This is a genomic window from Streptosporangiales bacterium, assembly GCA_009379825.1.
In the GTDB taxonomy this organism is placed as follows: Bacteria; Actinomycetota; Actinomycetes; order Streptosporangiales; family WHST01; genus WHST01.
In genome coordinates this window covers 12,687-35,382 of sequence record WHTA01000052.1, presented here as the reverse complement: position 1 = coordinate 35,382, position 22,696 = coordinate 12,687, and the positions used below count along the sequence as shown (strand labels likewise).

Below are 22,696 nucleotides of genomic sequence, written 5' to 3'. Positions count from 1 at the left end.
ACGCCGTGCGCCAGACGTTACTCGATACGAAGCTCGCGCAGCAGGTCGCGGGTGTGCGCGCCGACGCCGAGCTGCACCGCGGCGAGCAGGTCCGCGCCGGTGTCGACGTCGCGCCGCACCGACGCTGCGTCCGGCAGCCCTAGTTCCACAGCGCCTGCCCGGCGGTGCTCGCGCGCCGAGTGCTCGCCGAAGAGCGGGTCGAACGCGGTGTCCGCGGTGGTCGTGTACAACGTGGTCCCGGTGCTTGCCATGTCGGGCAGGAACGCGACCGGGTGTTGTGCGGCCTCACCGAGCACCGCCGACAACGGCTCCGGCCGCAGCGCCGGCAGGTCGGCGGAGAGCGCACCGACCGCCGTTGCGTACCCGCGTGCCGCCGACGCACCGTGGCGCAGCGCCGGGTTGAGGCCGGCGTCCGGCTCGTCGCCGACGACGACGGCGCCGAGCCGGCCGAGCAGCTCGGCCGCCCTCGGGTCGTCGGTGACGGCGATCACGGTTGCGACGGCGGGCGCGCTGAGCGCGGCCTGCACGGTGTCCGCCGCCATCGCGAGCGCAAGGTCGCTGCGGCGGTCACGAGCGACGTCGGCCAGCCGCGACTTCGCGACCGGCAACGGCTTCACGGGTACGACCAGTGCCCACGAGGCCACGAGCTGATCCTCTCGTCCAGTGTCTTCGTTGGCCAGTATGCCCACAACCGGCTGCCGGCTGATGGGCTGCTCGACACGACGGAAGACGCAGGACAGACTGTGCCGGTGTCCAGTGCAGAACATCGCGGCCCGTTGCGGCGGTTCGCCGCGGCCGTCGTCGTGCCGCCGTCGAGCGCTCTGACGCGCCGGGTGTGGTTGGGGCACGAGCACATCCCGTCCACGGGCGGCGTCGTGATCGCCTGCAACCACCTGTCCGAGGCGGACCCCGTGGTGATCGCCCACTACCTCTACGGCGCCGGGCGCTTCCCTTGCTTCCTCGCCAAGGACGGTGTGTTCAAGGCGCCGGTGATCGGCTGGCTGCTGCGCCGGCTGGGCCAGATCCCCGTGTACCGGAACTCCCGCCGTTCGGTGGAGGCACTCCGGGCGGCGATCGACGCCGCACGCGCCGGCGCCTGCGTCGTGGTGTACCCCGAGGCCACCATCACCGCGGATCCCGACCTGTGGCCGATGGCGGGGAAGAGCGGTGCCGTACGGATCGCGCTCGAGGCGGACGTTCCGCTGGTGCCGCTCGCCAACTGGGGCGCACAGGCGATGCTGCCGTACCACCGCGCGCCGCGTCCGTTCCCGCCGAAGCGGGTGCGGGTGCTCGCGGGGGAGCCGCTGGACCTGACCGCGTACCGCGGCAGGAGCGCCGACCCGGCGGCCATGACGGAGGCCACCGAAGTCGTGATGCGGCGGATCGCCGACCTGGTGGGCGAGCTGCGCGGCGAGCGGCCGCCTGCCGTGCTGCACGACGGAGGACGAAGGGAAGCTGGGCAGTGACGCGGATCGCGGTGTTCGGTAGTGGTTCGTGGGGGACGACGTTCGCGCAGGTGCTCTGTGACGCCGGTGGCGACGTACGGCTGTGGGGCCGCAGGGCCGAGATCGTGGAAGCGATCAACGCCACCAGGGAGAACCCCGCACACCTGCCAGGGCGGCGGCTGCCGGAGAGCCTCTACGCGACGACCGACGTCGCCGAGGCGTCCGAAGGGGCGGAGATCGTGGTCTTCGCGGTGCCGTCGCAGAGCTTCCGCGAGAACCTGACGAAGTGGGCGGCGGTGCTCGACCCCGGTGCCGTGCTCGTGAGCCTGATGAAGGGTATCGAGCTGGGCTCGTGCAAGCGGATGAGCGAGGTCATCGGCGAGATGACCGGTGCCGCGGCCGACCAGGTGGTCATCGTCAGCGGACCCAACCTGGCGAAGGAGATCGCCGCGCGGCAGCCCGCCGCGACGGTCGTCGCGAGCTCGGCCGCCGCGACCGCGCAACGGGTGCAGGACGCCTGCCACACCGGGTACTTCCGCGCGTACACCGGCACCGACGTGGTGGGCGCCGAGCTGTGCGGCGCGACGAAGAACGTCATCGCGCTTGCCGTCGGCATCTCCATCGGAATGGGGTTCGGGGACAACACCACGTCGATGCTCACCACCCGCGGGCTCGCCGAGAACGTCCGGCTCGGCGTCGCGCTCGGCGCGGACATCCAGACGTTCGCCGGCCTGGCCGGCCTCGGCGACCTGGTCGCAACCTGTGGCTCACCGCTGTCGCGCAACCGCACGTTCGGAGAACGGCTCGGCAGGGGCGAGTCGCTGGCCGAGGTGCTCGCCGACACCCGCGAGGTGGCCGAGGGCGTGAAGTCGTGCCAGTCGGTGCTCGAGCTGGCGACCCGCAGCGGCGTGGAGATGCCGATCACCCAGACCGTCGTCGACGTCGTACACGGCGACGTGGACCCGCCGGACGCCGTGCGCAACCTGATGGGCCGCAGCGCAAAGCCGGAGTGGTACGGCTGACCGTCAGCGCTGCCTCCTGGCGGTCAGCCACGAGGTGACGCCGAGCGCGCCGCCCAACGGCAGCAGGACGATCGCGGGCAGCTGGTAGCGCCAGGAGAACTCGACGAATGCGGGCGTGAGGATCAGCCCGAGCCCGGCCACGGTCACTGCCAGCGCGGCCGGACTGCGTACGGCGCGGCGGCGGACGAGGCCTGCGAGCAGCCCGCAGCCGGCCGCCACCGCGAGCAGTGGGCCCCTGGTGTACATCACGGCCTGGTAGTCGCGGAGGAAGCCGCCGAGGGCAGTGTTCACCCGCGGCTGCTCGCTGTCGTAGTGCGCGGCCGCGTGGTACGGGTTGCCCTGCGCGTACACCGGGTACCTGAGCTGGAACCGCCAGCGTTCCAGCGGTACGTCGCCTGGCGCGGTCGTGCGTACCGGGGCGAAGCCCTTGGCGAAGTCGACCGTGACCGCCTGAGCGAACGCGACGGGTTGGTTCACGATCACCGTACGCGCGAACGTCCGCAGCGCGGCGTTCGCCGCCGCGCCCGTCAGGCCCGTCTGGTTCGCCGGTGACGAGTCGGCGTGGATGTAGTGGTCCTCCCCGCGCCGGTGCTCGGGTGGCTCGCTCGGGCACAGCTCCCGGATCCGGCGCGGTTCGCCGGCCAGCTGGGTGCAGTCGGCGAACGGCGCCACCCGTCCGTACAGCACTTTGCCCTGGTACGGGTTCGGCTCCGGGCCGCCGGCGGCGGTCAGGTACCAGGCGCCGTACACCACCAACGGCAGCGCGAACGTGGCCACCACCGCGCCGGCCGTGGTCAGTCGGCGCCGGAGGTCCTGGCCCACCAGCAGCGCGTAACCGAGCACCACGCCGATGAGCAGCAGCCCGACCGGCCGGACGGTCACCGCGAGGCCGAGCAGCAGGCCGACCGCCGCCGCGGCGGTGGGGTGCGGCTCCCGCCGCCACAGCAAGGTGGCGAACGCGGCCAGGACCAGCGCCTGGAACAGCGTGTCGGTCATGATGTTCTGCTCGATCTGCAGCTGGTAGCCGTCGAGCAGGATCGGTGCCGCCGCCAGTGTCGCCAGCCACCGCGGCGCCTGCCGGCGGAGGAGCAGCGCGTAGATCAGTGCTCCCATGGCTACGCCGAGTAGGTGCTGCACCGTGGTGATGAGAGACAAGTCACGCAGTGGCAGCAGCCAGCCAAGCAGGAGCGCGCTGTAGCCGATCGGCCTGGCCCGGCTCGGGTCCGGGTCACTGTCCGCGGCGGTGGCCAGGTAGCTGAACGAGTCGATGTACAGGATGGCCGGCTCGTATGCGACCTGCACGAGGACGCGGAGCACGCTGCCGCCAAGGGCGACGGCGAGGAAGATCCAGTGCCGACGGGTGAACGCCACCGACACCGAAAAGCAGTGCCGCCACTTTACCGTTTGCATACCTGCTGTCGCCCAGATCGCTTACTGGCCGCCGGTACGCTGGAAAGTGCGACGGTGTCACGGTGCATCCCGACGAAAATACCGTCGCTGCCCCGACGCGCAAACTACGGCACCACGGTGAGGTGACACACCGCGATGCGGATAACGGTTGTCGCGATCGGCTCCCGAGGCGACGTCGAGCCGCTGGTCGCACTTGCCGGCGCGCTCGACCGCGCCGGCCATCGGGTGCGGATCGGCACGGCGCCCGACTTCGCCGGCATGGTGGAGGGCGCCGGGCTCGACTTCGTGCGCGTCGGGCCGTCCGCGCGCGAGGTGCTGAGCGACTCCGAGGGTCGCAAGATGATCAGCGGTGCCGGCGGTGTGGGTGCGCAGGCGATCCGGCTGCGCCGGCTGCTCGAACCCGTCGCCGAGGGGCTGGCGAACGATCTGTGCAACGCGGTCGACGACGCCGAGGCGCTGCTCTTCACGCCGCTGGTGAACGTGGGCGACGTCACGGAGCAGCTCGGGGTGCCGAGCATGCTGGTGTCGCTGTGGCCGAAGAACCGCACGAGCGCGTTCCCCGCGGTCGGGTTCCCCGAGGCACCGCTGCTCGGCGGGCCGTACAACCGGCTCACCCACGTGTTGCTCGAACAGCTGGCCTGGCGACCGTTCCAGCGGCAGGGCAACCGGATCAGGCACACGTTCGGGCAGCTACCGCTGCGCTGGAACACCCCGCTCGGCTACGCGCACAAGCGGCGCCAGTCCGTGTTGTACGGGTTCAGCGAGTCGGTCGTGCCGCGGCCGCCGGACTGGGGTCCGTGGTTGCACATGGCCGGCTACTGGTTCAACGAGCCGGCGCCGAGCTGGTCGCCGCCGGCGGACCTGGTGCGGTTCCTCGACGCGGGCGAACCGCCGGTCGTGATCACGTTCGGCAGCATGGCGTCCTGGGACCCGACCCGGCTGGCGCGGGTGGCGAGCGAGGCGCTCGCGCGCAGCGGCAGGCGGGGCGTGCTCGTCGGCGGCTTCGACCGCGCCGAGCTGGACGACGACCGGATCTGCTACGTGCCGGAGATCCCGTACCACTGGCTGCTGCCCAGGGCGGCGGCCGTCGTGCACCACGGCGGCGCGGGCACCACCGCGGCGACGCTGCGCGCAGGCGTGCCGAGCGTGATCGTGCCGTTCTTCGGCGACCAGCCGTTCTGGGCCCGCCGGGTGGTGGAGCTCGGCGCGGGGACGAAACCGATCCGTGGGCTGTCCGCGGCGAAGCTCACCGCGGCGATCCGGCAGGCGACGTCCGACCCGGGGATCGCCGCCAACGCGGCACGCGTGGGCCGGCGGCTGCGTGCCGAGGACGGTCTCTCGCACGCGGTGAACGTGGTCGAACGCCACTTCGAGCAGTTCGCGTACTCCTGACCGTCAGGTCGCTACCGCGTCCAGGGCCTGGGCGAGGTCGGCCCACAGGTCGTCGACGTTCTCCACGCCGACGGACAGCCGCAGCAGGCCCTCGGGGATGGTCGTCGGCTCGCCCGGCCAGCGCCGCCGCCGCTCCAGCGTCGACTCCACGCCGCCGAGGCTGGTGGAGTTGACCCACAGCCTGAGGTGCTTGCACATGGCGTCGGCGGTCTCCGCGTCCGCGAGCTCGATGCAGACGATGGCGCCGTAGCCGGCCATCTGCTCGGTTGCGCGCGCGTGGCCGGGGTCGTCCGGCAGGCCCGGGTAGCGCACCCGCTGCACCGCCTGGTGGCCGGCGAGCCGCTGCGCCAGCACGCCGGCGTTCTCCTGCGCCCGCTCGACGCGCAGGTGCAGCGTGCGGATGCCACGCAGCGCCAGCCACGTCTCGAACGGGCCGGGGATGGCGCCGGCGGCACGCCGGTGCGCGTCCAGCCGGTCGTAGAGCGCGTCGTTGCGGGTCACGATCGCGCCGAGCTGCACGTCGCTGTGGCCGGCGAGGAACTTCGTCGCGGAGTGCAGCACGGCGTCGGCGCCGAGGTCGAGCGGCCGCTGGAGCAGCGGGGTGGCGAACGTGTTGTCCACCACGGCGACCGCGCCGTGCTCGTGCGCGACGGCGCACGCGGCCGAGAGGTCCGCGACCTCGAGCGCCGGGTTGGTGGGCGACTCCAGCCAGACCATCGCGGCGTTCGGTGCGGTTGCCCGGATGGTGTCGGTATCGGCGACCTCGAGCGTGCGGGCCTCCACCCGCCCGCGCTGCCGTGCCTGCTCGACCAGGGCGAGCACGCCCAGATAGGCGTGCCTTGGCGCGGCGATCGCGGCGCCGTCGGGGACGGTGTCGAGCAGGGCGTTCGCCGCGGCCATGCCGGACGCGAAGACGAGCGCCCGGCCGCCTTCCAGCTCGCCGAGCACCTCCTCGAAGGCCTGCCAGACGGGGTTGCCGTACCGGCCGTACTCCAGGTCGCCGCCGGCGGCGTAGGTGGCGGCGAGGACGAGCGGTGGGTTAAGCGGGGCGTCGGGGGTGTGCGGTGGCCGTCCTGCGGTGACGGCGATCGTGTCGGGCGCGGTGTGGCGAGGTGCGGACGCATCGTTCATGCGCCCATGCTGACAGGCGCCGGTCCGGTCATGAGGAGTATGGTCGCTCGGAATGAGTGAGCAGCCCGACAAGATCCGCGTCGCCGTCGTCTTCGGCGGACGCAGCAGCGAGCACGCGATCTCGTGCTCGACCGCCGGCAGCGTGATGCAGGCGATGGACCCGGAGAAGTACGAGATCGTGCCGATCGGCATCGCGCACGACGGCCGGTGGGTGCTGAGCTCGGCCGAGCCGGAACGCCTCGCCATCGAGAACGGCAAGCTGCCCGAGGTCGACCCGACCGGCGCCGAGGTGGTGGTGCCCTCGGACGGGGCCAGCCGCGGGCTGGTGGTCGTCGAGCAGGACGAGGTGCCGCGTGAGCTGGGCGCCGTCGACGTGGTGCTGCCGCTGCTGCACGGCCCGTACGGCGAGGACGGCACCATCCAGGGCCTGTTCGAGATGGCCGGCATCAGGTACGTCGGTTCCGGGGTGCTGGCGTCCGCCGCGTCGATGGACAAGCACTACACGAAGGTCGTGCTGCAGGGGCACGGCATCGAGGTGGGTCCGTACGTGGTGGTGCGCGACCGGGACTGGCGGCAGCACCGCGACCGGGTGCTCGCGCAGGTCGCGGAGCTCGGCTTCCCGGTGTTCGTGAAGCCCGCACGGGCCGGGTCGAGCATGGGCGTGTCGAAGGCGACCGACGTCGCCAGCCTCGTCGAGGCGGTCGAGACCGCGCGCGAGCACGACCCGAAGGTGCTCGTCGAGGCGATGGTCGACGGCCGGGAGATCGAGTGTGCGGTGCTCGAGGGCCTCGGTGACGACCCGCCTGAGGCGACCCCGCCGGGGGAGATCGGGTACGGCAGCGACCACGAGTTCTACGACTTCGAGGCCAAGTACCTCGACGAGGAGCACCTCGACCTGCACATCCCCGCCGACGTGCCGGCCGCGGTCGCGCAGCGCGCCCGGGAGCTGGCCGTGCAGGTGTTCGAGGCCATGTCGTGCGAGGGCCTGGCCCGGGTGGACTTCTTCTACACCACCGACGGCCGGGTGCTGGTGAACGAGCTGAACACGATGCCGGGCTTCACCCCGATGTCGATGTTCCCGCAGCTGTGGGCCGCCCACGGCCTGGACTACCCGGCTCTGGTGGACCGCCTGATCCAGCTGGCGGCGCAACGCCGGGTGGGTCTGCGCTAGACCCCGGGCGCGGCGTGGTGGCCGCCCGCGTGCCGGCCCTCGTGGGTGCGGGTGCGTCGGGCCAGCAGGAGCGCCGCCACCACGAGCAGCACGCCGATCGCGAGCAGCACCGCTGCCGCCAGCCGGCCGTCGGCCCAGATCTGCGCGACCGCCGTGGTCGGCACCAGGAGGGCGCCGAGCACGCCGACCGCCGCGTACCACCAGCGCCTGGTGAACCGGAACAGCACGAACATCCCGGCCACCGCGACCACACCGAGGACGAGCCCCAGCCAGCCGTGCGCCTCGGTGGCCAACATCTCGGCGCTGCCGACCGCGAGCAGCCCGCCGAGCACGCCGGGCACGTGCGGGTTGCGCAGCAGCCGGCCGGCCGCGGCCCACGCGGCGCCGTAGCCGAAGATCACCAGCTCGTACCGCAGGACCTGCTCGTCGAACGCGAGGTCGAGCGCGCTGACGGTGGTGAACAGGCCGCCGACGAACATGACGCACACGGCGGGGGCGCCCCGCCAGGCGACGTACGTACCGACCCCGACGAGCGTGGCGACGGCACTGGCGGCGATGTCCGTGCCCGTAACGACGTCGAGTACCTCGGCGACCAGGTCGGTGGTGATCGCCGCGCCGATCGACGCGAGGCTGGCGAGCACCGAGGCCACGGTGTGCCTGCGCATCAGGAAGACGGAGCTACGCCACCTGCTCACCAGCACGGCGAGCCCGAGCAGCACCGCGGTGATCGACGCGCAGACGGCGATCTGCCCGGCGCGGCCGAGCTCCGACCAGGACAGGCCGACGACCAGCACGAGCGCGCCGATGGTGAGGGCGGCACCGAGGTAGGTCAGCACCTCCGCGGCCGACACCGCGCCGTCGCGCCGTGCCGGTGGCCGCTCGGCAGTCACACCGGCGGCGCGCAACGCGGCGTCGAGGCGTTGCGCCTGCGCGTCGGAGAGGGTGCCGTCGCGGACGAGTCCGGACAGCACGGTGACCAACGGATCGGGCGTGCCAGGGTTCGTCATCACGTCACCCCCGTGCGGTCGTGGAAGTGCCGAGGTTACCCGCGTCCGGTCACGTTCCGGCCGAGTCGCAGGATCTCTTTCACCGACCGGCATAGTGCGCGAGACTGGCGCCATGGGTTACGAGTACGTGCTGGTCGACCGGTCGGGCGATTTCGCCACCATCACCATGGACATCCCGAAGCGTAGGAACGCCTTGTCCACCGCGCACATGCGTGAGCTGCGGGCCGCGTTCGAAGAGCTCGCCGACTCCGACGCTCTCGGCATCGTGCTCGCCGGCAACGGCCCGGTGTTCAGCGCCGGGCACGACTTCGCCGACGTCGCGGCGGGCGACCTGGACGGCGTCAGGGACATGCTCGACGTGTGCACCGACCTGATGAATGCGATCCAGTCGGTGCCACAGCCGGTCGTGGCGCGCGTGCACGGCCTCGCCACCGCGGCGGGCTGCCAGCTGGTCGCGACCTGCGACCTGGCGGTGGCGGCGGAGTCCGCCGGCTTCGCGGCACCAGGCGGCAAGGGCGGCTGGTTCTGCCACACCCCGATGGTCGCGATCGGGCGCAACGTGGGCCGCAAGCGGGCCATGGAGCTGGCGCTCAGCGGCGACACCATCGACGCCGCGACCGCGCTCGACTGGGGGCTGGTCAACTCGGTGGTGCCAGACGACCAGCTCGACGACGCGGTGCACGAGCTGCTCACCCGGGTCACCCGCGGCAGCGCACGGAGCAAGGCGGTCGGCAAGCGCACGCTCTACGCGCAGCTCGGCCTCGACCAGCCGCAGGCGTACGAGCACGCGGTGCAGGTGATGGCGGCCACCAGCCAGCTCCCGGACGCGAAGGAAGGCATGCAGGCGTTCCTGGAGAAGCGCAAGCCGCAGTGGCAACACGAGCAGTGACTGCGGCGGACCCTACGGACCGGCGTCAGGGTCCTTCGGGACGGTGGCCTTGATCGCCTTGCCGAGGTCGACCAGTGCGTCCGCGGCCGGCTGCTGTTCCTCTGGCACGGTCAGCTCGATGTACGCCGTGCGCTCGACCGCGTAGAACGCGGTCGGGATCTCCGCGCCCGGCGGCACCGGCAGCCACGCGACGCCGTTCACCGTGAACAGCTGCGAGGTCTTCGTGTACGCCCGCGGTTTCCCGACACCACAGCGCAACGTGATCTCCGGGTCGCCCCACGCCGCCGTCAGCTTGCTCCGCGGCTCGGCCTCGCGCCTGTCCTCGCCGGCGACCCGGTCCGGCAGCTGCTGCTGCAGCCGCAGGCAGGCGTCCTTCACGGGCTTCGCCGGCTCGGGCGGCGTCACCTCGACGGTGCCCGTACAACCGACGAGGACGAGGCACAACAGCCCGGCGGTGAGGCCGTGTCGCAGCATCGTGTGGTTCTCGACCTGGCTGGCTAGATGTGCACCACCGGACAGGTCAGCGTCCTGGCGATGCCCTCGATCTGCTGGATTCGCGCCACGACCAGCTTGCCCAACTCGTCGTCGCTCTTCGCTTCGGCCCTGACGATCACGTCGTAGGGACCGATGACGTCCTCGGCGAGCGTCACGCCGTTCAGCGCGGCGATCTCACGTGCGACGTCGGCAGCTTTGCCCACGTCGGTCTGGATGAGGATGTACGCCTGGACCATGAAGCGCGCTCCTTCGCCTGGTCGGGTGCCTGACAACCGTAGCGCCACCGTCAACGCACCGCAGGCTCAGGTGGCGTACGACACGACACCCGCAACAATGGTGCCGACGGGTACGACCGGAGGAGGCCGCCATCACCATCGGAGAGCTCGGTGAGTTCGGATTCATCGCACGGGTGATCGCCGGGTTGGGCGACGCGCCGGACATCGTGGTGGGGCCGGGGGACGACGCCGCGGTCGTACGCGCCCCCGACGGCAGGGTCGTCGTGACGACGGACATGTACGTCGAAGGTCGGCATTTCCGGCGGGACTGGTCCACCGCGCACGAGATCGGCCGGCGGGTCGTGGCGGCCGGCCTGGCCGACATCGCCGCGATGGGCGCCAACGCGACGAGCGTGCTCGTCGCGCTCGGTGCGTCACCGGACCTGCCGACCGAGTGGGCGGACGAGCTGACCGCGGGCCTGCGTGACGAGTGCGCCGAGGTGGGTGCGGTGGTGGTCGGCGGTGACGTCGTCCGCAGCGACCCGATGGTCCTCACCGTGACCGCGCTCGGCGATCTCGGCGGCCGCGAGCCGGTGACACGTGCCGGGGCGCGGCCGGGCGACGTCGTCGCGGTCCGTGGTCGGTTGGGCTGGTCGGCGGCCGGGCTCGCGGTGTTGAGCCGTGGGTTCCGCACGCCGCGGGTGCTGGTGGAGGCACACCGCAGGCCGACGCCGCCGTACGCGGCCGGCCCGCAGGCGGCGGACGCCGGCGCGACGGCCATGTGCGACGTCAGCGACGGCCTGGTGCAGGACCTCGGGCACATCGCCGCGGGCAGCGGCGTCGCCATCGACGTGATGTCGGCGGCGTTCGAGGTGCCGGCGCCGTTCGAGCAGGTCGCCGCGGCGCTCGGCGGCGCTGACCCGCTGCAGTGGGTGCTGGCCGGTGGCGAGGACCACGCGCTCGCCGCCACCTTCGGCGATGGTGACGTGCCGGACGGCTGGCAGGTGGTCGGCCGGGTGGCCGAGGGGACAGGCGTCACGGTGGACGGTGAGCCGTACGAGATCCCGAGCTGGGACAGCTTCAGGTAAAGACACGTGCTGGGTGGCCGAAGCCACCCAGCACGTGTGGTGCACGCAGTTCTGCCGCGGGAGGCGGAACGCGAGTGCGTCTAGGACTAGCGCGATACCTTGCCGCGCTTGATGCACGAGGTGCAGACGTTCATCCGCTTCCTCGTGCCGCTCACCATCGCCCGCACCGTCTGGATGTTCGGGTCGAACCGACGCCGAGTGCGCCGGTGCGAGTGCGAGATGTTGTTGCCGAACATCGGGCCCTTGCCACAGATGTCGCACACGGCAGCCACGGTCAACTCCAGCTGAGGTCGGAAGGCACATCGGAACGCGGTCGGTGAGACCGACAGCCAGAGAAGAATACCCGACCGGCCTGCACGGCTGCCAATCCGGGCGCAGGCCTGGCCGCAATGCACGATATGCCTGTTTTGTCAGTCTAGTGCTGGTCGAACAGAGTGCTGTAGCCGTTGAGGGCGGGCTGGCCGCCGAGATGCGCGTAGAGCACGGTCGAGTCGTTGGCGATCTCGCCGGTCGCGACCAGGTCGACAAGGCCAGCCATCGACTTACCCTCGTACACCGGGTCGGTGATCATCCCTTCGGTGCGCGCGGCCAGCCGGATGGCAGCCACGACGGAGTCGTCGGCGAGGCCGTAGGTCCCTGCGTGGTAACGCTCGTCCAGGATGATCTCGTCGTCGCCGAGCGCACGCGGGACGCCGATGAGCTCCGCGGTGCCGCGGGCGATCCTGGCCACCTGCTCCCACGTCTGCTTCGGTTTGGCCGAGCCGTCGATGCCGATGATCCGCCGCGGTCTGCCGCCGAGTGCGGCGAACCCGGCGATCATGCCCGCCTGCGTGCTGCCGGTCACGGAGCAGACGACGATGGTGTCGAAGAACACGCCGAGCTCGCGTTCCTGTTCCGCGACCTCGAACGCCCACCCGGCGAAGCCGAGGCCGCCGAGCGGGTGGTCGGAGGCCCCGGCGGGGATGGCGTACGGCTTGCCGCCGGCGTCCTCGACATCCTTGATGGCCTGCCGCCAGCTGTCCTTGAACCCGATGCCGAAGCCCGACTCGACCAACCGCACATCGGCGCCGGTCAGGCGCGACAGCAGGATGTTGCCCACCTTGTCGTAGCCGGGGTCCGGCCAGTCGACCCAGCTCTCCTGCACGAGCACGCAACCAAGTCCCAGCCGGGCCGCGACCGCCGCAACCTGGCGGGTGTGGTTCGACTGGACACCGCCGATCGACACCAACGTGTCGCAACCTTGCGCCAGCGCGTCCGCGACGAGGTACTCCAGCTTGCGTGTCTTGTTGCCACCGAAGGCGATCCCTGAGTTGCAGTCGTCCCGTTTGGCCCACAGCTGGGCGCCGCCGAGGTGTGCGGTGAGCCGCTCCAGCCGGTGTACTGGCGAGGGGCCGAACAACAGCGGGTGGCGGGCGAACGTGCCGAGGGCCGACGGGGTCTGGGACAACGGGTTCTCCTCGCTGGTGGTGATCCTCCAGTGTGCTGCGCCGCGGCTGTAGGCACAACGCCGGACGCGGCGGCTACGCTGCGACGGTGCATGAGGTGATGCTCGACGCGGCCGCGGTCCGGCGCTGGTGCCGCGCGGCGGCGGACGACCTGCACCAGGTGCGCGCGGCGATCGACGCGCTCAACGTGTTCCCCGTGCCGGACGCCGACACCGGCACCAACCTGCACCTCACCATGGTGGCCGCGGCGGACGCCGCCGCCACCGCGGAACCTGACGCCACCTGGTCCGCGCTCGCCCGGGCGGCGATGCTCGGTGCCCACGGCAACTCCGGGGTCATCCTCAGCCAGCTGCTGCGTGGCGTCGCCGAGCACGCACCAACCGACGGTGCGTCGCTGGCGATTGCGCTCGACCACGCCGCTGCGGTGGCGTACGCGGCGGTCGGGGACCCGGTCGAGGGCACCATGCTCACCGTCGCCCAGGCCGCGGCGGCCGCGGCGACCGGCACGGACGTCGCGACGGTCGTGGCCGCGGCCGCCGACGGTGCGTGGCAGGCGTTGCTGGCGACCCCGGGTCAGCTGCCCACGCTGGCCGAGGCCGGTGTCGTGGACGCCGGCGGCGCCGGTCTCGTGGTGGTGCTCGACGCCCTGGCCAGGGTGTGCAGCGGCGCGACGCCGACCGCCGAGCACCGGCCACGGGTCCCCGCGCCCGAGCACGGCGTGCCGACCGGCGTCGCCGCGCCGCGCGGCTGCGCGTACGAGGTGATGTACCTGCTCGACGCCGACGACGGTGCGGTCGCCGCACTGCGGGAGCGGCTGGCGGAGCTCGGCGACTCGCTGGTCGTCGTCGGCGGCGACGACGTGTGGAACGTGCACGTGCACGTCGACGACGTCGGCGCGGCGGTGGAGGCAGCGTTCGCCGCGGGCCGGCCGCACCGAGTGCGGGTCACGTACCTGCCGGACGCGCACCAGCCGCGGCCCGGCGGCCGGTGTGTGGTGGCCGTCGCGGCGACGGCGCGGCTGGCGGAGCTGTACGGCCGCTGCGGCGCCGTGCCGGTGATGCGCAGCGAGGCATCGCCGGACGTGGCGGACGTGTGTACGGCGGTGGGCGGCGCGGCCGAGGTCGTGCTGGTGCCCGATGCCGCGCCCTCGGCGGTCGTGCTCGACAGCGCCGCGGAGCGGTTGCGTGCCGACGGCCTGCGGGTTGCCGTGCTGCCGGTGCGCGCCGCCGTGCAGGCTCTCGCCGCGCTCGCCGTGCACCAGCCGGAGCGGCCGTACGACGACGACCTGGTGGCGATGACCACGGCCGCGGTCGGCACGGCGTACGCGGAGGCCGGCGGACCGGACGCGCGCCGGCAGGCCGTCGAGGAGGTGCGCCGGCTGCTGGCCGGCGGCGACCGCGAGCTGGTCACCGTGCTCGGCGGGTGCGACGCGCCCGCCGGCCTGCTCGAAGGTGTCACCGCGGACCTCGCCGCTACCTGGCCCGAGGTCGAGGCGGTCGGGTACGAGCACGCGGTGCCAGGCGGGTCGCTGCTCATCGGAGTGGAGTGACGCCCGCTGACGGTACGGCGTGGCACGGTAGGTAAGGAGACGTCCGGCAGTGCGAGACAGGGAGCTGAGGGTACGCGGTGGCGGCGCTTGACGCGGAGCTGAAGACCGTCGCGGGTGGCCGTACTGCCACGGCCCTGGCGAACGAGCTGGAGCTGCGCACCGTCGCCGACCTGCTGCGCCACTACCCGCGCCGCTACGCCAAGCGCGGCGAGCTGACCGACCTCGCCAGCCTGTCGGAGGGGGAGCACGTCACCGTGCTGGCCAGGGTCGAGCAGTCCGTGACGAAGAACGTCGCGCCGCGCGGCGGCCGGGCAGGCGGCGGCCGGCGGCCGCGCAACCTGGTCGAGGTCACCGTCACCGACGGGCAGGGCCGGCTGTACCTGACGTTCTTCAACCAGCAGTGGCGGGCCAAGCAGCTGCACGCGGGTGTGGTGGGGCTGTTCTCCGGCAAGGTGTCCACGTTCAAGGGCAAGCGGCAGCTGAGCCACCCGGACTGCCACCTGTTCGACGGCACGGACACGTCCCTCGACCAGGTGGAGGAGATCGCGAACGCGATCATCCCCGTGTACCCGGCCACCGCGAAGCTGCCGTCGTGGAAGGTGCAGGGCAGCGTGCAGCTGGTGCTCGGCCACCTCGACGTCGGCGCAGACCCGCTGCCGGAGGACGTCCGCCGCAGACAGGGCCTGGTCGGCCTGGCGGACGCGCTGCGCGGCATCCACCAGCCCGCCGACTGGACCGAGCTAGGCCGCGCGCGGGCGCGGCTGAAGTGGGACGAGGCGTTCGTCCTCGAGGTCGAGCTGTCCCGCCGCAGGCGGGCGCAGGAGGCGCTGCCTGCCGCGCCCCGCAAGCCGGTGGCCGACGGGTTGCTGGCCGCGTTCGACGCCGCGCTGCCGTTCGAGCTGACCGCCGGGCAGCAGGACGTCGGCGACGCCATCCTCGCCGACATCGCCCGCAGCCACCCGATGCACCGGCTGCTGCAGGGCGAGGTGGGCAGCGGCAAGACCGTCTGCGCCGTACGGGCGATGCTCGCCGTCGTCGACGCCGGCGGCCAGGCCGCCCTGCTCGCGCCGACCGAGGTGCTCGCGCAGCAGCACTACCGGTCCATCGTCGACCTGCTCGGCCCGCTGGCGACCGCCGGCCAGCTCGGCGGCGACGAGCGCGGCACGGGGGTCGAGCTGCTCACCGGTTCGATGGGGCAGCGAGAGCGCCGGCGGGTACTGCTCGAGGCGGCGTCCGGGCAGGCCGGCATCGTCGTCGGCACCCACGCGCTGCTGCAGGACCAGGTGCAGTTCGCCGACCTCGGCCTGGTCGTCGTCGACGAGCAGCACCGGTTCGGCGTCGAGCAACGCGACGCACTGCGCGCGAAGAACACCGCGCCGCCGCACGTGCTCGTGATGACCGCGACGCCGATCCCGCGTACGGTCGCGATGACCGTGTACGGCGACCTCGACGTGTCCACGCTGCGCCAGCTGCCCGCCGGCCGGTCGGCGATCGCCAGCCACGTGGTGCCCGCGACGGAGAAGCCGGCGCACCTCGCGCGGTGCTGGGAACGCATCCGCGAGGAGGTGGGGAAGGGGCACCAGGCGTACGTGGTGTGCCCGCGCATCGGCGACGAGAAGCCGGGTGACGCCGACGACGCGGCCGACGAGGCCGACCTGCCGCAGCGTCCCGCTCTCGCCGTGCTCGACGTCGCACCCATGCTCGAGGAGGGCCCACTGTCCGGGCTCCGGCTCGGCGTGCTGCACGGCCGGTTGCCGGCGGAGGAGAAGGAGTCCGTCATGCGCCGGTTCGCCGCCGGCGAGTACGACGTGCTCGTCGCGACGACGGTCATCGAGGTCGGTGTGGACGTGCCGAACGCCACCGTCATGGCCGTGCTCGACGCCGAGCGGTTCGGTGTCGCGCAGCTGCACCAGCTGCGCGGCCGGGTCGGCCGGGGCAGCGCGCCCGGGCTGTGCCTGCTCGTCACCGACGCGCCTGCGGACGCGCCGGCGCGGGAGCGGCTCGCGGCGGTGGCAGGCACGGTCGACGGCTTCGAGCTGTCGCGCCTCGACCTGGCGCAGCGCAAGGAGGGCACGATCCTCTCCGACCGGCAGCACGGCCGCACCGACCTGAAGCTGCTCACCCTGCTGCACGACGAGGACATCATCAAGGCCGCGCGCGACGAGGCCATCGGGCTGGTGCGTGCCGACCCCGACCTCACCGAGCACCCGCAGCTGGCCAAGGAGATCGAGGCACTGCTCGGCGAGGACGCCGACTACCTGGAGAAGGGCTGACCCGCGGTCTCAGTGATGGCCGACGGGGAGGGTGCGGCCGAGGAACTCGGTCGTCCGCTGCCAGGCCTGCGCGGCCTGCTCCGGGCGGGAGAAGACCGGCGACCGGTCGTTGTCGAACGCGTGCGACGCACCGGGGTAGACGTAGCTCTCCACGTCGTCGCGCTGCGCGAACGCTCCGGTGATGCGCTCCCTGGTCTCCTCCGGGATGTAGTCGTCGTCGCCGCCCCAGTGGAAGAGCACCGGGCACCTGACGTGCACGGCCCGGCCGAGCTGGCCGGGGATGTCCGAGCCGTAGTAGAGCACCGCGCTCGCGGGACCGGCGTGCGTCGCGACGCCGAAACCGATGCCCGCGCCGAGGCAGAAGCCGAGCACGCCGCTGCGCCTGAAGATGCCCGGCATCGACCGCAGGTGCTCGAACACCGTCACCGCGTCGTCGATGGCCACCGGCAGCTGCAGCTGCCGCCGGTACGCCAGCCCGCGTTCGAGCGCGTCGCCGTCGGCCTCGTCGATCTCGATGCCGCGGCCGATCCGCCAGTACAGCTCGGGCGCCACGACGACGTACCCCAGGGCCGCCAGCTGCTCGGCCCGGCGCCGGATGTGGCCGTTGACGCCGAAGATCCCCTGCAGCAGCAGGATGCCTGGACCCGAGCCGGACGGTGGTTCCGCGACGAAAGCCGGGATGGCGCCTGCGGCGTGCGCGGGGACGGCGATCGTGTGGGTGGTGACTGTCATGGAGACCCTTCCGCGAGTCGGCAGCGACCAGGAACTAGCCCCCACCGTGCAGGATAGACGCATGACGAGGATCGTCGCCGGCACCGCTGGCGGGCGCCGCATCGCCGTGCCCAAGTCGTTCCGTGGCCGCCCGACGGCCGAGCGGGCCAGGGAGGCGCTGTTCGCCAGCCTCACCGTGATGCTCGGCTCACTGGACGGGCTGGCCGTGCTCGACGGCTACGCCGGCACGGGTGCCGTCGGCATCGAGGCGCTGTCCAGGGGTGCGGCGCGCTCGCTGTTCGTCGAGTCCGACCGGGCCGCGGCCCGGGCCATCGGCGACAACCTGCGGACGCTGGGACTCGCCGGCGGCACCGTGCTCGCGCGACCGATGGAGCAGGTCGCCGCCACCGCGCCGCCGGGCCGGCAGCCGTTCGACGTGGTGTTCCTCGACCCGCCGTACCCGACGCCCGCCGCCGAGGTACACGACGTCGTCGCCGCCCTGTGGGACCACGGCTGGCTGGCCGCACCCGCCGTGCTCGTCGTGGAGCGCCCGTCCCGCGAGGACGCGTTCCCGTGGCCGGACCGGATCACGCCCGACCGGTCGCGTCGCTACGGGGAGGCGACGCTTTGGTACGGTCACGCGCAGGCTGGTTAGGGGAGGCGACTGGTGCTTCGGGTGGTGTGTCCTGGGTCGTTCGACCCGATGACGAATGGGCACCTGGACATCGTGGAACGGGCGGCAGCCCTGTTCGACGAGGTCATCGTGGCGGTTCTCATCAACAAATCGAAACAGGGGCTGTTCAGCGTCGAGGAACGCATGGACATGCTCACCGAGGTGACCAAGGGTCTGCCGAACGTCTCGGTCGAGTCGTTCCACGGGCTGATGGTGGACTTCTGCTCCGCGCGTGGCGCCAAGGCCACGGTGAAGGGCCTCCGGGCGGTCAGCGACTTCGACTACGAGCTGCAGATGGCGCAGATGAATGTGCGACTTGCCGGCGTGGAGACGATGTTCGTGGCCACGAACCCACTTTACTCGTTCTTGTCGTCGAGCCTGGTCAAGGAGATCGCGGCGTACGGCGGCGACGTGACCGGCCTGGTGCCGGACCTGGTGCGGGAACGGTTGGTCGAACGGTTGGCGGAGCGGTAGCGAGGCGCCACGAAGGACGGAGCAGGCAGTGGATGTCTACGACAAGATCGACGAGATCGTCAGCATGGTCGAGTCGGCGAGGTCGGTGCCGATGTCCGCGTCCTGCATGATCAACCGGGGCCAGCTGCTCGACCTGCTCGACGAGCTCAGGCAGGCGTTCCCTGAGGACGTGAAGCGTGCCGAGCTGTTGCTGCGCGACCGGGAGGCGGTGATCGAGGAGGGCCGCGAGGAGGCCGTCCGGATCGTGGAGCGCGGCAAGGCAGAGCGGGAACGCCTGGTGACCGAGAGCGATGTCGTCCGGGATGCCAGGGACGAGGCGGCGCGGGTCCTCGGCGCCGCGGACACCGAGATCAGGCAGCAACGCGCCGAGCTCGACGACTACTGCGACGCCAAGCTGGCCAGCTTCGAGGTGACGCTGGAGAAGACGCTTGCCGCCGTGCGGCGCGGCCGGGACCGGCTGGGCGACCCGCACGGCTTCGGCCGGCTGACCGAGGAGATGGACGGGCAGGATTCTGCTTGACCGGAGTTTTACCCACGCCCACATCCATGGGACCGTGGTGTCATCGCAGTGCGCCCCGCAGACCCGATGTTGCTAACCGCCTGGAAGGTGGCTACAAATGTGTGACCACGCCACCGTAGGCGGGTGTCAGCCCGTCGCCACGGTGCCCGTACGACGTCTTTGGGAGGCCGTCTCGTGACCGAGGCCCCTTACCACGCCCTCCTGGAGATCGTCGTGGATCTCGCCGTGCTGCTGGAGGCGGGAGCGGACGAGCAAGGTCTGCCGCCGGCGACCTGCGCCGACTCGCTCGAGCGGCTCTACGGCGCCTTCGACGAGCTACCGTCCGAGGGCAGGCGCGAGGTGCTCGGCATGGTCGCCAGGCTGAGCCTGGACGAACGCCGCGGCCCCAACCGCAGCGACCGGCTGGCGGCACTGGACGGCATCAGGTCGACGCTCACCAGCAGCTGACGTCCGGCACGGTGTGGTTGGCTGCCGCCCACGTGCCCGGGCGGCGGTGGCGTCGGGTACCCTGGCAGGCGGCCTTTCGTGGCCGGAAGTTGCCGTGCCCAGAACCGCTACCTCAATCATGATGCCTGGACGAACCGCTGCAGCAGAAGAAGATCAGCAGGGCCCACAGGGTCCCCTGGTCTTCGACATGCGAACCCTCGTGGGGCGTCCCGGTAGCTCGCACGAGGTGGCGCGTACTGTGCCGGCACCTGCCGACCTCGAACTGCCGCTCGTCGGCGTTCCCGAAGGCAGCGACATCGAGCTTGATCTCATGTTCGAGTCGGTGGTGGAGGGCGTCTACGTGTCCGGTGTGGCACAGACCGAGTTCACCGGGGAGTGCGCGCGGTGCCTGGAACCAATCTCGGCCTCGGTCGAGGTGGGGCTGCAGGAGCTGTTCGCCCACCCCGGGGACGACGTCGGCGAGGACGAGGCCCTGCTCGAGGCCGACATGGTCGACCTCGAGCCGACGCTGCGCGACGCGGTGCTGCTCGAGCTACCGCTGAGCCCGGTGTGCCGGGACGACTGTCCAGGGTTGTGTGCCGAGTGCGGAGTTCGCCTGGCGGAGGCCGGGCCGGAACACCGTCACGAGACCACCGACCCGCGGTGGGCGGAGCTCGCGGGCCTGTACGAGCGGATGACGGACCAGAAGGACGACAGGGAGAGCTAAGGTGGCCGTTCCCAAGCGGAAGATGTCGCGCAGCAACACCAGGAGCCGTAGGTCGCAGTGGAAGGGCAAGGCGCCCGCACTGGTGACCTGCCCGCAGTGCCGCGACGCCAAGCTCCCGCACCAGGCGTGCCAGACTTGCGGTACCTATGGCACCCGTGGCAACCGTCGGCAGGTCATCGAGCCGGCGTGACGTGCGGCGGCGCTCGATGAGCGCCTGCACAGCAGCCATGGTGCCCGCTGATCAGACCAGGGACGTCGTCGAGCCATCGGCGGACGACGTCTTCGACTGTGTCCGCACGGCGATCAGCAGGGTCATGGAGGTCGATCCGGAGACGGTGACGCCGGTGCTCCGTCTCGCCGACCAGCTCGGGGCCGACTCGCTGGCCATCATCGAGATGGTCGAGCTGATGGAGGACGAGGTGGCGCGGCGGTACCGGTTGCGGGTGCACGTCGACGACGTCGCCCTGATGCGGACGCGGGAGGTGGCCGGACTGGCCACCGAGCTGCAGCGTGCCCTGACCGCGCTGGGCGGATCGCGCACGGTCCCCCCGCCACTGTTGCGTATGGAGGGGGCGAAGGGGGAGCAATGGTGAAAGAGCAGCCCGCGGTGAGCGTCGACAAGCTCAAGGAGGCTCTCGACGTCGCTGTCGACGCCGAGCTGCTCGAGCTCGCGCTCGTGCATCGCTCGTACGCGTACGAGCACGGGGGGCTGCCGACCAACGAGCGGCTGGAGTTCCTCGGCGACGCCGTGCTCGGCATCATCGTCACGGACACGCTCTACCGCTCCTTCCCCGAGCTGCCCGAGGGTCAGCTGGCCAAGCTGCGCGCCGCCGTGGTCAACATGCGTGCGCTCGCCGGGGTGAGCCGCTCGCTCGACATCGGCTCGCACCTGAAGCTCGGCCGCGGCGAGGAGAACACCGGCGGACGCGACAAGTCGTCGATCCTCGCCGACGCGCTCGAGGCGCTGATCGGCGCGGTCTACCTCTCCGGTGGCATGGAGCTCGCGCGCTCGTTCGTGCACCGGCTGTTCGACCCGCTCATCGCCGAGTCGGCCACCCTCGGCGCTGGGCTGGACTGGAAGACGTCACTGCAGGAGCTGACCGCGCAGCAGATGCTCGGCGTGCCCGAGTACGTCGTCGAGGAGGACGGCCCGGACCACTGCAAGTCGTTCAAGGCGACGGCGATGGTCGGCGGCACGCCGCTGGGCTCCGGCGAGGGCAAGAGCAAGAAGGAAGCCGAGCAGCAGGCGGCCGAGGTGGCCTGGCAGGCGTTGCGCGAGAACGCGGAGACGTCCGCCACCGACGGATAGCCGCCGATGCCCGAGCTCCCCGAGGTCGAGGTCGTCAGGGCCGGCCTCGAGAAGTGGATCAGTGGCCGCGTACTCGGCCGGGTCGAGGTGTTGCACCCGCGCGCCGTCCGGCGGCACGAGGCGGGCCCGGGCGACCTGGTCGCCCGGTTGTCCGGCCGCACCGTCACGGCCGTGCGCAGGCGCGGCAAGTACCTGTGGCTGCCGCTGGACGCCCCCGACGTCCTCGTCACGCACCTAGGCATGAGCGGCCAGCTGCTCGTCGTCGCGCCGGACACGCCGCCCGGCCCGCACCTGCGGGTGCGGCTGCCGTTCGCCGACGGCAGGGACGAGCTCAGGTTCGTCGACCAGCGCACGTTCGGCGGCATGTTCGTCGCCGAAGCGGCCGCCGTTGCGGACACGCCGCCGGCCGAGATCGCGCACATCGCCACCGACCCCCTCGACGGCGACTTCGACGAGGATGCGGTCTTCCGACGCCTGCGTAAACGGCGCACGAACATCAAGCGCGCACTCCTCGACCAGTCGTTCATCAGCGGGGTGGGCAACATCTACGCCGACGAGGCGCTCTGGCGGGCGCGCCTGCACTGGGCGCGGGGGACCGACGGGCTCACCAGGGCCGAGGTGCACCGGGTGGTCGCCGGCGTGCGGGACGTGATGCTCGCGGCGCTGCGGGCCGGCGGCACGTCGTTCGACTCGCTCTACGTCAACGTGAACGGCGAGAGCGGGTACTTCGACCGGGCGTTGTGCGTCTACGGCAGGGAGGGGGAGCCGTGCGACCGCTGCGGTACGCCGATCAAGCGGGAGCCGTTCATGAACCGCTCCGCGTACACCTGCCCGAGCTGCCAGCCCCGGCCCCGCCGCGCACGGCCGTGACCAGGAAGATCATCCGGGAATACGCGTCGAGTGCCCCAACTTGACCCCGCTCCGTACCAAGTGGGACCCTGGATTTGGATATCTGTGCGCCGGGACATTCGTCCCCATGGCGCGGTGTCCGCGTCACCCTTTTTGCTGACGAGGTGTGGAGGTCTGATGGCGAAGGCGCTTTACGGTCATGTGGGTGGGCCGGACCCCCGCATGGTGTCCGAGGTGCGCCGCCTGCAGCGACGAGTACGCGACCTGGAAGACGAGCTGATCCGCGTGAAGCGGGAGAACGACGAGCTCGTCGCAGCCGTGTCGCACGAGGAGCTGCTGACGTTAACCGAGCAACATGTCGAGCCCGCGCTGACCTAGGGGCGCGTGCGAACGGGGCACTCACCATCGACGAGGGGACGCGAGAGGCGTCCCCTCTGGCATGTCCGGGGCGTGACCAGGTCGTCCATGCTCGTCA

Annotated in this window: 27 protein-coding genes; 18 read left to right on the top strand and 9 right to left on the bottom strand. The window is 71.8% G+C overall.

Annotation, left to right across the window (positions count from 1 at the left end):
- Positions 1–17 precede the first annotated feature (17 nt).
- Entirely contained in the window at positions 18–767 is a 750-nt protein-coding gene (gene cofC / locus GEV07_21480; GenBank protein ID MQA05187.1) for a 2-phospho-L-lactate guanylyltransferase, read from the bottom strand.
- Between cofC and GEV07_21475 the strand changes: the two genes are divergently transcribed.
- Together GEV07_21475 and GEV07_21470 are read left to right on the top strand one after the other, a co-directional pair.
- On the top strand, positions 384–1,466 hold the full coding sequence (locus GEV07_21475; GenBank protein MQA05186.1) for a hypothetical protein: 1,083 nt from the start codon (positions 384–386) through the stop codon (positions 1,464–1,466). The two genes, cofC and GEV07_21475, sit on opposite strands and share 384 nt — an antisense overlap.
- On the top strand, positions 1,463–2,467 hold the full coding sequence (locus GEV07_21470; GenBank protein MQA05185.1) for an NAD(P)H-dependent glycerol-3-phosphate dehydrogenase: 1,005 nt from the start codon (positions 1,463–1,465) through the stop codon (positions 2,465–2,467). The genes GEV07_21475 and GEV07_21470 overlap by 4 nt, the downstream gene beginning before the upstream one ends.
- 3 nt (positions 2,468–2,470) lie before the next feature.
- Here the strand turns inward: GEV07_21470 and GEV07_21465 are convergent, their stop codons facing one another.
- The gene (locus GEV07_21465; protein MQA05184.1) at positions 2,471–3,838 is read right to left on the bottom strand and encodes a hypothetical protein; all 1,368 of its coding nucleotides are present in this window, start codon (positions 3,836–3,838) and stop codon (positions 2,471–2,473) included.
- 174 nt (positions 3,839–4,012) lie between these two features.
- Between GEV07_21465 and GEV07_21460 the strand changes: the two genes are divergently transcribed.
- Positions 4,013–5,269, top strand: coding sequence for a glycosyltransferase (locus GEV07_21460; GenBank protein ID MQA05183.1), 1,257 nt, complete (start codon positions 4,013–4,015; stop codon positions 5,267–5,269).
- 3 nt (positions 5,270–5,272) lie between these two features.
- Here the strand turns inward: GEV07_21460 and GEV07_21455 are convergent, their stop codons facing one another.
- Positions 5,273–6,400 (bottom strand): aminotransferase class I/II-fold pyridoxal phosphate-dependent enzyme, encoded by a 1,128-nt coding sequence (locus tag GEV07_21455; protein MQA05182.1) that lies wholly within the window; start codon positions 6,398–6,400, stop codon positions 5,273–5,275.
- A gap of 52 nt (positions 6,401–6,452) precedes the next feature.
- Between GEV07_21455 and GEV07_21450 the strand changes: the two genes are divergently transcribed.
- Positions 6,453–7,571: a D-alanine--D-alanine ligase gene (locus GEV07_21450; protein ID MQA05181.1), complete on the top strand. Its 1,119-nt coding sequence runs from the start codon at positions 6,453–6,455 to the stop codon at positions 7,569–7,571.
- Here the strand turns inward: GEV07_21450 and GEV07_21445 are convergent.
- Positions 7,568–8,578, bottom strand: a complete 1,011-nt coding sequence (locus GEV07_21445; GenBank protein MQA05180.1) for a hypothetical protein — start codon at positions 8,576–8,578, stop codon at positions 7,568–7,570. The two genes, GEV07_21450 and GEV07_21445, sit on opposite strands and share 4 nt — an antisense overlap.
- Before the next feature lie 112 nt (positions 8,579–8,690).
- On the opposite strand from GEV07_21445, the gene GEV07_21440 reads away from it, so the two are divergent.
- Positions 8,691–9,467, top strand: coding sequence for an enoyl-CoA hydratase (locus GEV07_21440; protein MQA05179.1), 777 nt, complete (start codon positions 8,691–8,693; stop codon positions 9,465–9,467).
- A gap of 12 nt (positions 9,468–9,479) precedes the next feature.
- Here GEV07_21440 and GEV07_21435 read toward each other — a convergent pair whose 3' ends face one another.
- Positions 9,480–9,941, bottom strand: a complete 462-nt coding sequence (locus GEV07_21435; GenBank protein MQA05178.1) for a DUF3515 family protein — start codon at positions 9,939–9,941, stop codon at positions 9,480–9,482.
- Positions 9,942–9,964: 23 nt separating this feature from the next.
- On the bottom strand, positions 9,965–10,198 hold the full coding sequence (locus GEV07_21430) for an Lrp/AsnC family transcriptional regulator (GenBank protein MQA05177.1): 234 nt from the start codon (positions 10,196–10,198) through the stop codon (positions 9,965–9,967).
- Between the two features lie 131 nt (positions 10,199–10,329).
- Between GEV07_21430 and GEV07_21425 the strand changes: the two genes are divergently transcribed.
- On the top strand, positions 10,330–11,265 hold the full coding sequence (locus GEV07_21425; GenBank protein ID MQA05176.1) for a thiamine-phosphate kinase: 936 nt from the start codon (positions 10,330–10,332) through the stop codon (positions 11,263–11,265).
- Positions 11,266–11,351: 86 nt separating this feature from the next.
- Here the strand turns inward: GEV07_21425 and rpmB are convergent, their stop codons facing one another.
- Together rpmB and GEV07_21415 are read right to left on the bottom strand one after the other, a co-directional pair.
- Entirely contained in the window at positions 11,352–11,537 is a 186-nt protein-coding gene (gene rpmB, locus GEV07_21420; GenBank protein MQA05175.1) for a 50S ribosomal protein L28, read from the bottom strand.
- Between the two features lie 143 nt (positions 11,538–11,680).
- On the bottom strand, positions 11,681–12,712 hold the full coding sequence (locus GEV07_21415; protein ID MQA05174.1) for a 1-aminocyclopropane-1-carboxylate deaminase: 1,032 nt from the start codon (positions 12,710–12,712) through the stop codon (positions 11,681–11,683).
- Positions 12,713–12,810: 98 nt separating this feature from the next.
- Here GEV07_21415 and GEV07_21410 point away from each other — a divergent pair, with 98 nt between their 5' ends.
- Positions 12,811–14,259 (top strand): DAK2 domain-containing protein, encoded by a 1,449-nt coding sequence (locus tag GEV07_21410; GenBank protein MQA05173.1) that lies wholly within the window; start codon positions 12,811–12,813, stop codon positions 14,257–14,259.
- A gap of 77 nt (positions 14,260–14,336) precedes the next feature.
- On the top strand, positions 14,337–16,532 hold the full coding sequence (recG, locus tag GEV07_21405) for an ATP-dependent DNA helicase RecG (GenBank protein MQA05172.1): 2,196 nt from the start codon (positions 14,337–14,339) through the stop codon (positions 16,530–16,532).
- A 9-nt stretch (positions 16,533–16,541) separates the two neighbouring features.
- Here the strand turns inward: recG and GEV07_21400 are convergent, their stop codons facing one another.
- Positions 16,542–17,366: a dienelactone hydrolase family protein gene (locus tag GEV07_21400; protein MQA05171.1), complete on the bottom strand. Its 825-nt coding sequence runs from the start codon at positions 17,364–17,366 to the stop codon at positions 16,542–16,544.
- Between GEV07_21400 and rsmD the strand changes: the two genes are divergently transcribed.
- The 10 genes from rsmD (at position 17,326) to GEV07_21350 (ending at position 22,599) form a co-directional block, all read left to right on the top strand.
- Positions 17,326–17,898 (top strand): 16S rRNA (guanine(966)-N(2))-methyltransferase RsmD, encoded by a 573-nt coding sequence (rsmD, locus tag GEV07_21395; protein MQA05170.1) that lies wholly within the window; start codon positions 17,326–17,328, stop codon positions 17,896–17,898. The genes GEV07_21400 and rsmD overlap by 41 nt on opposite strands.
- A 12-nt stretch (positions 17,899–17,910) precedes the next feature.
- Positions 17,911–18,390, top strand: a complete 480-nt coding sequence (gene coaD, locus GEV07_21390) for a pantetheine-phosphate adenylyltransferase (protein ID MQA05169.1) — start codon at positions 17,911–17,913, stop codon at positions 18,388–18,390.
- 28 nt (positions 18,391–18,418) lie between these two features.
- Positions 18,419–18,910, top strand: coding sequence for a hypothetical protein (locus tag GEV07_21385; GenBank protein ID MQA05168.1), 492 nt, complete (start codon positions 18,419–18,421; stop codon positions 18,908–18,910).
- Between the two features lie 174 nt (positions 18,911–19,084).
- Positions 19,085–19,357, top strand: a complete 273-nt coding sequence (locus GEV07_21380; GenBank protein ID MQA05167.1) for a hypothetical protein — start codon at positions 19,085–19,087, stop codon at positions 19,355–19,357.
- A gap of 121 nt (positions 19,358–19,478) precedes the next feature.
- The gene (locus GEV07_21375; GenBank protein MQA05166.1) at positions 19,479–20,063 is read left to right on the top strand and encodes a DUF177 domain-containing protein; all 585 of its coding nucleotides are present in this window, start codon (positions 19,479–19,481) and stop codon (positions 20,061–20,063) included.
- A 1-nt stretch (position 20,064) separates the two neighbouring features.
- The gene (gene rpmF / locus GEV07_21370; protein ID MQA05165.1) at positions 20,065–20,253 is read left to right on the top strand and encodes a 50S ribosomal protein L32; all 189 of its coding nucleotides are present in this window, start codon (positions 20,065–20,067) and stop codon (positions 20,251–20,253) included.
- Positions 20,210–20,656, top strand: coding sequence for a hypothetical protein (locus tag GEV07_21365; GenBank protein MQA05164.1), 447 nt, complete (start codon positions 20,210–20,212; stop codon positions 20,654–20,656). Before rpmF ends, GEV07_21365 begins: the two co-directional genes overlap by 44 nt.
- Positions 20,650–21,372, top strand: coding sequence for a ribonuclease III (locus GEV07_21360; protein MQA05163.1), 723 nt, complete (start codon positions 20,650–20,652; stop codon positions 21,370–21,372). The genes GEV07_21365 and GEV07_21360 overlap by 7 nt, the downstream gene beginning before the upstream one ends.
- A gap of 6 nt (positions 21,373–21,378) precedes the next feature.
- The gene (mutM, locus tag GEV07_21355; GenBank protein ID MQA05162.1) at positions 21,379–22,242 is read left to right on the top strand and encodes a bifunctional DNA-formamidopyrimidine glycosylase/DNA-(apurinic or apyrimidinic site) lyase; all 864 of its coding nucleotides are present in this window, start codon (positions 21,379–21,381) and stop codon (positions 22,240–22,242) included.
- Between the two features lie 156 nt (positions 22,243–22,398).
- Positions 22,399–22,599, top strand: a complete 201-nt coding sequence (locus GEV07_21350) for a hypothetical protein (GenBank protein ID MQA05161.1) — start codon at positions 22,399–22,401, stop codon at positions 22,597–22,599.
- Positions 22,600–22,696 lie beyond the last annotated feature (97 nt).